The following is a 10,394-nucleotide window of genomic DNA, read 5'->3' as shown; positions in this document are numbered from 1 at the left end:
GACGACGGCATCATCAAAAAGACCTATACGCATCAGGATCTGATGGATCTGGAATACACGCACTGACCAAAGTCACGGAGCGTTCCAATCGACATCTTCCGCCTTTTCGATCTTCAGCCGTCCTTCGGGCCAGGGGCGCGCCAGTGGTTTTGCGCGATCCACCGCCCCGCTCAGCCACGCCGAAATGTCGGAAAGATCCAGCAAGACGCCCATCCGGTGATGGATGGGTCGCACGTCCTCATTGGGTTCGCAGGTGACGATTGCGATCTGATCGACCGCCAGGTCCGCCGATGCCTGCCAGCGGTCCGTGATCGCTGCAAACCAGAGCAGGCCGTCATCCGCCGCGCGGATGCGCCAGGCCGTCTTGCGCCGTTTCTCGCCGGTCCATTCATACCATCCGCTGGCGGGAACCACGGCCCGGCCGACGCCGTCGAACGCCGATTTTACGAACACGGTCTCCGAGCGGGCGTTTATGATCGTTTCCATCACCGGGCGCCCGCGCGCATTCACTCGGCCGACCGGGATCATGCCCCACCGCATCCGCGTCAATCCCTCGGGCGTCAAAGCGACAATGGGCTGCCCCGGCTGGATGTTGCGGCGCGGCGGTTCCTCCGCCAGGTCGCCGGGCGCGGCATCGAGGCGCCCGGCCACTTCGCCGATCGGATGGGTCAGGAACAGCCGGCCGGGCATCGTACCTCACTCCTTGCCGCGCACGCGGTCCACAAGTTGCAGAACATGCGGGCCAAGGTTTTCGACGATGGCCGCGACGCCATCGGCATTGGGATGAATGCCGTCCGGCTGCATCATCCGCCGCGCCGCGTCGGGATCGTCCTCGACACCAAGCCCGGCAAAGAAATCCCCGGCCAGAAGCGCGCCGTGTTGGCCGGCCAGATCGGGATAGATCGCGTCGAAAGCCTCCTTGTAATCCGGACCGAAGTTGCCCGGCGCTTTCATCCCGACCAGCAGAACCTCGACATCGGCCTGATCCGCGACCGTCAGGATACGATCCAGGTTGGCCCGCGCCTCGGCAGGGTCGATCCCGCGCAGCAGGTCGTTGCCGCCCAGCGCCACGATCAGGGCGTCAACGTCGGGCGTCAGCGTCCATTCCACGCGCGCCGCGCCGCCCGCCGTGGTGTCTCCGGAAACGCCGGCATTGATCAGCCGCACCTCGGCCCCCTGCCCGTCCAGCCAGTCCCGCATCTGCGGCACGAACCCCTGCTGTTCGATCAGGCCGTAGCCCTGCGTCAGGGAATCGCCCAGCGCCGCGATCACCACGGGCTCGGCCGTGGCCGGAACACCGATTGCAACGACCAGAACCGCGGCTAAACTCTTGCGCATGTTCGTTTCCGCTCCATATCCAAACAGATGACCGCGCCGACCGACCAGCCCGTGACAGGCCCCGTACTCCTCCTCAAAGATGCGTCTTTGTCGCTGGAAAGCAATGCCGGCCGTGTGGACATCCTGCATGACATATCGCTGAGCGTCAGCCGGGGAGAGACGCTGGGTCTGGTGGGGCCATCCGGGTCTGGCAAATCCTCGCTCTTGATGCTGATGGGCGGGCTGGAGCAGGTCACGCGCGGATCGGTTGAGGCTTTGGGCCGAGATCTCACCCGGCTGGACGAGGATGCGCTGGCCCGGTTCCGCCGGGACAACATGGGCGTGGTGTTCCAGAACTTTCACCTGATCCCCACCATGACCGCCCTGGAAAACGTTGCGACGCCCCTGGAACTGGCAGGACATCGCGACGCCTTCGCCCGTGCCGAGGCGGAACTGGAAGCGGTCGGCCTGTCGCACCGGCTCGATCACTATCCGGCGCAGCTTTCCGGCGGCGAACAGCAGCGCGTCGCGCTGGCCCGCGCTTCGGCTCCGCGCCCGCAGATCCTTCTGGCGGACGAGCCCACCGGCAATCTCGACGAAGCGAACGGCACCGCCATCATCGACCTGCTGTTCGGGCTGCGCGACCGGCACGGCGCGACGCTGGTGCTTGTGACCCACAGCCACGAGCTGGCCCGCCGGTGCGACCGGGTGATCCGGCTGCGCGACGGACGGCTGGATACCGAAACCCAGCGCGCGGCGGCGGAATGAGCCTGCCGCAGGCCGCCCGCATTGCGCGCCGCGAACTGCGCGGCGGATTGCACGGGTTCCGGGTGTTTCTGGCCTGTCTGGCGCTAGGCGTCGCCGCCATCGCCGCCGTCGGTTCGGTCCGGTCCGCGATCGAGGCCGGTCTGGCCCGCGAGGGCGCGGCGCTGTTGGGCGGCGATGCCGAGCTGGAGTTCACCTATCGTTTCGCCGATGAAGCCGAGCGCGCGTGGATGGACGCCAAGGCTCAGGCCGTCTCCGAGGTCGTGGATTTCCGGTCCATGGCCGTGGTCGAGCGCAACGGGGAAGCCGAGCGCGGGCTGACCCAGGTCAAGGGCGTCGATCCGCAATATCCCCTGGTCGGAGAGGTCGAACTGCAACCCGCCATGCCGCTGGCCGAGGCGCTGGCCGGGCGCGACGGGCTGCCCGGCGCGGTGATGGAGAAGGTTCTGATCGACCGGCTGGGATTGACGCCGGGCGACCGGTTCCGGCTTGGCACGCAGGACTTCGTTCTGATGGCCGCGCTGGCGCATGAGCCGGACGGCGCCGCGGCGGGATTTGCTTTGGGGCCGCGCACGCTGGTTCTGACGGACAGCCTCGGGCGATCCGGGCTGCTGGAACCGGGCACGCTGTTTTCCACGAAGTACCGTCTGGACCTGCCGACCGGAGCGGACCTCGCCGCCACGTCCGATGCCGCGAGGCAGGCGTTCCAGAATGCCGGGATGCGCTGGACCGATGCCCGAAACGGAGCTCCCGGCATCGCCGAGTTCGTGGCGCGGCTGGGCGCCTTTCTGATCCTCGTCGGCCTGTCGGGGCTGGCGGTCGGCGGGGTCGGCGTATCGGCGGCGGTGCGCGCCTACCTGGCGGGCAAGACCGACACCATCGCCACCCTGCGCACGCTGGGCGCGGATCGCGCCACGATCTTTCAGACCTACTTTCTCCAGATCGGCGTCCTGTCCGCAATCGGCATCCTGCTGGGCCTCTTTCTGGGCGGGCTGGCCCCGGTCATTCTCGCGCCGCTTCTGCAGGCGCGCCTTCCGGTTCCGGCGGTGTTTTCGCTGTATCCCGCACCCCTGTTCGAAGCCGCGCTTTACGGCGCTTTGACCGCGTTCGTTTTCACGCTCTGGCCGCTGGCGCGCACCGAAGAGATCCGCGCCGCCACCCTGTTCCGCGATGCCCTGTCGGCCGCCCGTGCCCTGCCCCGGCTCCGATACCTGCTGGCGACCGCCGCCGGGCTTGCCCTGCTGGTCGGTGCCGCCGCCTTTTTCAACGGCTCGGCGCGGTTGACGCTGTGGACTACCGGCGGAATCGCCGGCGCTCTGATCCTGCTGGCCCTGTCCGCCTTCGGCATCCGGGCGCTGGCGCGCGCGGGCATGCCGGGCGCACGCGGGCGGCCCGCTCTGCGATGGGCATTGGCGGCGATTTCCGGTCCGCGCGAAGGGGCCGCGTCGGTGGTCCTGTCGCTGGGGCTCGGCCTGTCGGTTCTTGCCGCGGTCGGGCAGATCGACGGCAACCTGCGGCGGGCGATCTCCGGCAACCTGCCCGATGTCGCGCCGTCCTATTTCTTCGTGGACATCCAGAAAGACCAGATGCCGGGCTTTTCCGAGCGTCTTGCGACCGATCCCGCCGTCAGCAGGGTTGAGAGCGCGCCCATGCTGCGCGGGATCATCACACAGATCAACGGACGCCCGGCGCGCGAGGTGGCGGGCGATCACTGGGTGCTGGAAGGGGATCGCGGCGTGACCTATTCCGCGGCCATGCCGCCGCGAACCCGCCTGACCGCGGGCGAATGGTGGCCCGAAGACCATACGGGGCCACCGCGCGTCAGTTTCGCCGCCGAAGAGGCCGAGGAAATGGGGCTGAATCTCGGCGACACGCTGACCGTCAACATTCTGGGCCGCGACATCACCGCCGAGATCACCTCGTTCCGCGAAGTGGATTTCTCGACCGCGGGCATGGGGTTCGTCATGGCCATGAACCCGGCGGCGCTGGCCGGTGCGCCGCACAGCTTCATCGCCACCGTCTATGCCGACGAACAGGCCGAGGCGGCCATCCTGCGCGATCTGGCGTCGCGCTATCCGAACATCACCGCGATCCGGGTGCGGGACGCCATCGACCGCGTGTCCGAAGTCCTGGCAGGTCTGGCGACCGCCACCTCCTACGGCGCCGGGGTTTCGCTGCTGACCGGGTTTCTGGTGCTGATCGGCGCCGCCGCGGCCGGAGAGCCGGCGCGCCGGCACGAGGCCGCCATTCTCAAGACTCTGGGCGCCGCGCGGCGTCGGATCCTGACCAGCTTTGCCGTGCGGTCGGCCCTGCTCGGCGCGGCCGCCGGCATCGTGGCGCTGGCCGCGGGATTGCTGGGGGGATGGGCGGTCGCCCGGTTCGTGTTCGAAACGGGATTCACGGTCATCTGGCCTTCGGCCCTCGGCGTCGTCGGGGCGGGCATCGCCGTGACGCTGGCGGCAGGGCTGGTTTTCGCCTGGCGGCCACTGTCGGCCCGGCCCGCTCAGGTGCTGCGCGCCAGCGACTGACTCAGCGCGTGCAGGAGATCGGTTGCAGGATCTTCAAAAGATCGACGTTGTCGCACACCAAGGCATCCAGGGTGATCTCATCCAATGAGGCGTAAAACGCCTGAGCCGCGTCCTGCAACGCAACCCGCAGGCGGCAAGCCTCGGTCAGGGGGCAGGTATTGTCGGCATCGGCAAAGCACTCGGCAATGGGCAAGCCGCCTTCGACATGGCGGAACACCTCGCCGATCAGGATCCGATCCGCGGGCCGCGCCAGCGTCATGCCGCCGTTCCGGCCCCGCTGGGTGCTGAGATACTCCAGCTGGCTCAACTGGTTGATCACCTGGGCCAGGTGGTTTTCCGAGATGTTGCAGACCTCGGCGATTTCGGACTTGGTGACCAGACGGTCCTGATGCGCGGCGCAATACATCAGAAGGCGGATGGCGATATTCGTCCTTTTGGTGATGCGCATGGGTGTCCTCCCCCAGAATTCACGATGGAGCCTTATTGCATGGGCCGCAAAAAAACTGTTTGACATACATCAATTGCTCAACCGACCGGAAACCGCATGGCAGACCCTTATTTTTTTGGCTATGGCAGCCTCGTGAACCTCGCCACGCACGACTTTCCTGATCCCCACCCCGCCAGGCTCAGGGGGTGGCGGCGCGCCTGGCGGCACACCGACTTGCGTCCGGTGGCCTTTCTGACCGCCATTCCCGCCGCGGACTGCGAGATCGAGGGCATGATCGCCCATGTGCCCAAGAACGACTGGGCGGCGCTGGACCAGCGGGAATGGGCCTATGACCGGGTGCCCGTCACGCTGGCGACAACCCACCCGCTGACGCATGACGTCGAAATCGCCGTCTATGCGGTGCCGGAACACCGCCATTCCGAACCGAGCGGCCGGCATCCGATCCTGCTCAGCTACATCGACGTGGTGGTGCAGGGCTATCTCAGAGCTTTCGGCACCGACGGCGCGGACCGGTTCTTTGCCACAACCGATGGGTGGGAGGCGCCGATCCTGAACGACCGCGCCGAACCCCGATACCCGCGCCATCAGCAGCTCAGGTCCGAGGAGACCGAATTCGTCGATGACCGGCTTGCCCGGTTGCGCGCGCAGATCGTCGAACCGGTCTGAACCGGTCCGACCGAACCTGTCAGCCGCGCGCGCGGATGGTTTGCAGCAACGGCAACAGGGCGGCCATCTCGGGGCCGCGCTCCATGCCCGTCAGCGCCTTGCGCAGCGGCATGAACAGCGCCTTGCCCTTACGGCCCGTGGCCTGTTTGACCGCGTTGGTCCAGACGCCCCAGGTGTCGGTGTCGAACGGCCCGTCCGGCAGCAACGCCATCGCCTCGGCCACGAAGGCGCGGTCCTCTTCGTCGATCAGCGGCTCGGCCCCGTCCCGGCAGAGGTCCCACCAGCCCTTGAGGTCGTTGAGCGTGGTGATGTTCTCGCGCGCCATCTGCCAGAAGGGCGCGGCGAGTTCCTCGGGCACACCGGCCTTGGCCACGGCATCGGCCACGGCGGACAGCGGCAGGCCCTGCAGGTATTTCGCGGTCAGTGGAAACAGATCCTGCACGTCGAACTTGGTCGGCGCGGCGCCGAACCTGGTCACGTCGAACCCGCCGATCAGCTCGGCCATGTCCGTGCGCAGCTCCACCGGATCGGCCGATCCCAGCCGCGCCATCAGGCTCAGCAGCGCCATGGGCTGCACCCCCTGTTCGCGCAGATCCCGCAACGCAAGCGTGCCCAGCCGCTTTGACAGCGCCTCGCCCTGCGGACCGGTCAGCAGGGAATGGTGGGCGAAACGCGGCGGGGTGTCGCCCAGCGCCCGGATGATCTGGATCTGGGTCGCGGTGTTGGTCACGTGGTCCGATCCGCGCACCACGTCGGTCACGCCCATCTCGGTATCGTCCACGACCGAGGCGAGCGTATAGAGCACCTGTCCGTCACCGCGGATCAGCACCGGATCCGAAACCGAGGCCGCGTCGATCGACACGTCGCCCAGAATGCCGTCGGTCCATTCGATCCGCTCATGGTCCAGCTTGAACCGCCAAACGCCATTGCCGCGCTCGGCGCGCAATGCCTCTTTTTCGGCCTCCGACAAGGACAGCGCCGCCCGGTCATAGACCGGCGGCTTGCCCATGTTGAGCTGCTTCTTGCGCTTGAGGTCCAGTTCGGTCGGCGTTTCGAACGCCTCGTAGAACCGGCCCATTTCGCGCAGCCTGTCGGCCGCGGCGGCATAGCGGTCCAGCCGTTCGGATTGACGCTCGACCCGGTCCCAGTGCAGGCCCAGCCACTCCAGATCCTGCTTGATCGCATCGACATATTCTTCCTTCGATCGCTCGGGATCGGTGTCGTCGATCCGCAGGATGAAGGTGCCCCCCGCCTTGCGGGCGATGAGCCAGTTCATCAATGCGGTGCGCAGGTTGCCCACGTGGATGTAACCGGTGGGCGACGGGGCAAAACGGGTGGTGGTCATGGGTGTCTCCTGTTGGCGCGGCTCTTGTCACATGGGGGAGATTTTGTCCAGCGGCGCGAAAGGCGACGGGCAGCGCGCGCCGGGATGGCACATGAGCGTTCCGGGAATACCGGATCAGGTCGGCTGGACCGGCCAGTGCGTGTCCAGGTCTTTCAACCCCGCCCGGATCAGCTCGGCCAGAACGTCCAGGTCGATATCGGCCAGCTTGTTCACGTAGAGGCAGGACTTGCCGAGTTTGTTTTTGCCGAGGCGGTCGAGAATGCCACCGAAATCGGCGTATCCCGGCATGATGTAGATCGACAGAGCCGACTTGCGCGGGGAAAACCCGGTAGCCAGGAACTCGCCCTCGCGCCCGGACTTGTAGCGATAGTGATAGCGGCCGTATCCGATGATCGACGGTCCCCAAATCAGCGGCGCATAGCCCGTCACCTCACGAAACAGCGCGTCGAGCCGGCGCGCATCCTCGGCCCGCCGGGGCGGCTGCACCGCATCGAGAAAGTCCTTGACGTCCGCGCCCGTCGGGACGGTCTTGATCGCTGATCCGGCCATGGACGCATGTTATCAGCCCGGTGGCGGGATGCACAGACGCTCTGCGGCACCGCACAATGGCCGGCGAGCCCTACAGCACTATCCTTATAGCACTCAGAACATGCAGGGAGTTCGAGCCATGACATTCAAAATGACCCGCCGCACGGCGCTTGGCGCCGCTGCGGCTCTGCCCGTAGCCGCCGCAACGCCGAGTTTCGCCGCCGGCGATAGCAAGGCCGCGCAAATGCCCGTCGCGCGCAGCTTCAAACTGGGCGATCTGACCGTGACCACGTTGCTGGACGGCAGTTTTCCGCGTGAGGGCGCCAAGGAGATCTTTGGCGGCGGCGCCAGCGACGAGGAATTCGCCAGGGTGTCGGCCGAAAACTTCATCCCCGCCGACACCGCGCAGTTCTACTTCACCCCGACCCTGGTCAATACGGGCGCCGAACTTGTTCTGTTCGACACCGGACTGGGTCAGGGCGGGATCCAGACGGCGCTGGCCGAGGTCGGCGTCGCCCCGGATGCGGTGGACATCGTGGTGATCACCCACATGCATCCCGACCACATCGGCGGCATGATGTCGGACGCGGGCGAGACCTTCGCCAATGCCCGCTATGTCACCGCCGCCAGCGAATACGATTTCTGGTCGGCCATGGAGGCGGGAAACCGCGTCGGCGATCTGGTGGCCAAGAACGTCACGCCGCTGGCGGACAAGATGACGTTCATCGAGGACGGCGGCGCGGTCGTCTCGGGGATTACGGCGATGGCGGCCAACGGGCACACGCCCGGACACACGGTCTATCACCTCGAAAGCGGCGGTCAGCGGCTGGTGCTGACGGCGGACCTGGCCAATCACTATGTCTGGTCTTTCGCGCATCCGGAGTGGGAAGTGAAATTCGACATGGACAAGGCCGCCGCCACTGCGGCGCGGCGCAACGTTCTGGGCATGCTGGCGGCGGACCGCGTGCCGATGATCGGATACCACATGCCCTTCCCCGCGGCAGGATATGTTGAACCGCGTGGCGACGGGTTCCGGTTCGTGCCGGTCGGATATCAGCTGATGGGGTGATTTCAAGCCGGGTCTGAAACGGGCGGGCGCCGCCCGCGCACGGCTCAATACCCGGGATCTGGCCGCACGGGCGACCCGTCGGTAAAGCGCGACAATCGGAACGGGTGCGGGTCCACGCAGGGCGCCCGCCCCGTCACCAGATCCGCCATCAGGCGACCGGCGCCGGGGCCGATCCCGAACCCGTGACCGGAAAATCCGGTTGCGATGAACATGCCCGGCACATCGTCCACGGCCGATATCACCGGAACGGCATCCGGCGTGACATCGATCAGGCCGGCCCAGCTCTGCACGATTTCGGCCGTGTCCAGAACCGGGAAGGCGCGGCGCGCCGCGGCCCACGCCTTGCGCAAGACCCGCCGCGACGGGTCCGGGTCAAGGATCCTGCAATGCTCGAAGGGGGTCACGTCCGTGGGCAGCCAGGTGCGGTCCTGCCGCCACTCTTCCAGAACTCTGCCGGACAGCCGGAACCGCAGCGCGCGCCATTCCTGCCGGTAGGCCGGCAGGAAATGCCGGGCGAGGCGAAAGCTGTCGGGCACGATATCCACCAGGTTCCCTTGCCCGCACGCCACGGTATAGCCCCCGTCGGCGCGCTTGCGCATCGCGAAGTCCTTCGACCAGAGCGCGGACTGCGGCCCGTCAGCGACAGGCGACGTGCGCATGACGGTGTTGAGGAGCTTGAGCTGAGGCAGAAAGATCCCGGCCTTGCCGGCAAAGAGCCGCGACCACGCGCCGCCCGCAAGAACCACCTGCGAGCAAGCGACGCGGCCGCGTTCGGTCATCACCCCGGCGATGCGGCCCGCCTGAAGTTCGACGCTGCGCACCGCGCATTGGGTCATCAGAACCGCCCCGCGGTCGCGCGCGCCCTCGGCGATCGCGGGGGTTGCCCATTGCGGTTCGGCCCGACCGTCCTGCGGCATGTAGAGGGCGGCCGCGATCCTCATCCGGTGTCCCGGCAACAGGGCCTCCAGATCCTGCCCGCTCACCATCCGCGCGCCGGTCTGCATCCCCTCGACGTTTTGCAGCCAGCGTTCATGGTCGCGGGTGGCGCGAACGCCCGTCGCGTCGAACACGATGCCCGACTGCCGGTAGCCGGTTTCGCGGTCCAGGCGCTGATCCAGCCCGGTCCAGATAAGGATCGATTCCTGCATCAGCGGGATCTCACGCGGATCGCGCATCCCCAGCCGGACCCAGCCCCAGTTGCGCGAGCTCTGTTCGGCGCCGATCTGGCCCTTTTCGCAAAGCAGCACGGACAGTCCGCAATCGGCCAGTTCCAATGCGGTCGCGCAGCCGATGATGCCGCCACCGATCACGACGACATCGACGGCTTTCGGCAGGGACTGATCGGACTCGACCGGAGTCGGTTTGGGGCCGGGCATGACCGTCTCGCGAACAGTTGGACTTCTGCTTTTAGATGTCCTGCCATGCGTGTCGGGAAAAGCAAAAAGGTGAAGTTTCGCGGACGGCCGCCTGCACCTGTGGCTCTGCCGCCATTCGTGCAGCGACGGGAGATTGTTTGGACGGGCTGATTGCCCAAAAGGTCAGACGGCTGTCAGGAGCGCGTGAATTGCCCCAAAGAACGCGGCCGCGGCAAGCGCGCTGGCCAGCACAATGCAAACGATTTCCAAAGCATTCAGTTTCATGGCAGCCCCAAGGCACTGGGTTTCTGACCATGCAATTATACTTTTCCACGCTTAATGAAAGGTGGCCACATCCGGGCCGGCACCAACC

The 10,394-nt window shown here is 66.7% G+C and carries 10 protein-coding genes; 4 read left to right on the top strand and 6 right to left on the bottom strand.

What is annotated here, in order from left to right; translation table 11 throughout:
* Positions 1–72 precede the first annotated feature (72 nt).
* Together AC2FNJ_RS11300 and AC2FNJ_RS11295 are read right to left on the bottom strand one after the other, a co-directional pair.
* Positions 73–690, bottom strand: a complete 618-nt coding sequence (locus tag AC2FNJ_RS11300) for an SOS response-associated peptidase (protein WP_496764338.1) — start codon at positions 688–690, stop codon at positions 73–75.
* A 6-nt stretch (positions 691–696) separates the two neighbouring features.
* Positions 697–1,338, bottom strand: coding sequence for an arylesterase (locus tag AC2FNJ_RS11295; protein ID WP_496764337.1), 642 nt, complete (start codon positions 1,336–1,338; stop codon positions 697–699).
* 51 nt (positions 1,339–1,389) lie between these two features.
* Here AC2FNJ_RS11295 and AC2FNJ_RS11290 point away from each other — a divergent pair, with 51 nt between their 5' ends.
* Both AC2FNJ_RS11290 and AC2FNJ_RS11285 read left to right on the top strand, forming a co-directional pair.
* Positions 1,390–2,085 carry an ABC transporter ATP-binding protein gene (locus tag AC2FNJ_RS11290; protein WP_496764339.1) on the top strand — a complete coding sequence of 232 codons (696 nt, stop codon included), beginning with the start codon at positions 1,390–1,392 and terminating at the stop codon, positions 2,083–2,085.
* On the top strand, positions 2,082–4,610 hold the full coding sequence (locus AC2FNJ_RS11285; protein WP_496764336.1) for an ABC transporter permease: 2,529 nt from the start codon (positions 2,082–2,084) through the stop codon (positions 4,608–4,610). Before AC2FNJ_RS11290 ends, AC2FNJ_RS11285 begins: the two co-directional genes overlap by 4 nt.
* Position 4,611: 1 nt before the next feature.
* Here the strand turns inward: AC2FNJ_RS11285 and AC2FNJ_RS11280 are convergent, their stop codons facing one another.
* Positions 4,612–5,058: an RrF2 family transcriptional regulator gene (locus AC2FNJ_RS11280; RefSeq protein WP_496764335.1), complete on the bottom strand. Its 447-nt coding sequence runs from the start codon at positions 5,056–5,058 to the stop codon at positions 4,612–4,614.
* 96 nt (positions 5,059–5,154) lie between these two features.
* Between AC2FNJ_RS11280 and AC2FNJ_RS11275 the strand changes: the two genes are divergently transcribed.
* The gene (locus AC2FNJ_RS11275) at positions 5,155–5,724 is read left to right on the top strand and encodes a gamma-glutamylcyclotransferase family protein (RefSeq protein WP_496764334.1); all 570 of its coding nucleotides are present in this window, start codon (positions 5,155–5,157) and stop codon (positions 5,722–5,724) included.
* A gap of 19 nt (positions 5,725–5,743) precedes the next feature.
* Here AC2FNJ_RS11275 and gltX read toward each other — a convergent pair whose 3' ends face one another.
* On the bottom strand, positions 5,744–7,069 hold the full coding sequence (gene gltX, locus AC2FNJ_RS11270; protein ID WP_496764333.1) for a glutamate--tRNA ligase: 1,326 nt from the start codon (positions 7,067–7,069) through the stop codon (positions 5,744–5,746).
* 114 nt (positions 7,070–7,183) lie between these two features.
* Entirely contained in the window at positions 7,184–7,618 is a 435-nt protein-coding gene (locus tag AC2FNJ_RS11265) for a DUF1801 domain-containing protein (RefSeq protein WP_496764332.1), read from the bottom strand.
* Between the two features lie 118 nt (positions 7,619–7,736).
* Between AC2FNJ_RS11265 and AC2FNJ_RS11260 the strand changes: the two genes are divergently transcribed.
* Positions 7,737–8,666 (top strand): MBL fold metallo-hydrolase, encoded by a 930-nt coding sequence (locus AC2FNJ_RS11260; RefSeq protein ID WP_496764331.1) that lies wholly within the window; start codon positions 7,737–7,739, stop codon positions 8,664–8,666.
* Positions 8,667–8,710: 44 nt separating this feature from the next.
* Here AC2FNJ_RS11260 and AC2FNJ_RS11255 read toward each other — a convergent pair whose 3' ends face one another.
* Positions 8,711–10,042, bottom strand: a complete 1,332-nt coding sequence (locus tag AC2FNJ_RS11255; protein ID WP_496764330.1) for an NAD(P)/FAD-dependent oxidoreductase — start codon at positions 10,040–10,042, stop codon at positions 8,711–8,713.
* Positions 10,043–10,394: the final 352 nt, after the last annotated feature.

It is taken from the genome of Ruegeria sp. BHSB196, from assembly GCF_059613135.1.
Note: the sequence above shows the minus strand (reverse complement) of the source record. Positions and strands in the feature narration are given on the sequence as shown.

Bases quoted from the DNA above. Each gene is read 5' to 3' on its own strand.
- AC2FNJ_RS11300 (WP_496764338.1), bottom strand. From the start codon at position 690: ATGCCCGGCCGGCTGTTCCTGACCCATCCGATCGGCGAAGTGGCCGGG.
- AC2FNJ_RS11295 (WP_496764337.1), bottom strand. From the start codon at position 1,338: ATGCGCAAGAGTTTAGCCGCGGTTCTGGTCGTTGCAATCGGTGTTCCG.
- AC2FNJ_RS11285 (WP_496764336.1), top strand. From the start codon at position 2,082: ATGAGCCTGCCGCAGGCCGCCCGCATTGCGCGCCGCGAACTGCGCGGC.
- AC2FNJ_RS11280 (WP_496764335.1), bottom strand. From the start codon at position 5,058: ATGCGCATCACCAAAAGGACGAATATCGCCATCCGCCTTCTGATGTAT.
- AC2FNJ_RS11275 (WP_496764334.1), top strand. From the start codon at position 5,155: ATGGCAGACCCTTATTTTTTTGGCTATGGCAGCCTCGTGAACCTCGCC.
- gltX (WP_496764333.1), bottom strand. From the start codon at position 7,069: ATGACCACCACCCGTTTTGCCCCGTCGCCCACCGGTTACATCCACGTG.
- AC2FNJ_RS11265 (WP_496764332.1), bottom strand. From the start codon at position 7,618: ATGGCCGGATCAGCGATCAAGACCGTCCCGACGGGCGCGGACGTCAAG.
- AC2FNJ_RS11260 (WP_496764331.1), top strand. From the start codon at position 7,737: ATGACATTCAAAATGACCCGCCGCACGGCGCTTGGCGCCGCTGCGGCT.
- AC2FNJ_RS11255 (WP_496764330.1), bottom strand. From the start codon at position 10,042: ATGCCCGGCCCCAAACCGACTCCGGTCGAGTCCGATCAGTCCCTGCCG.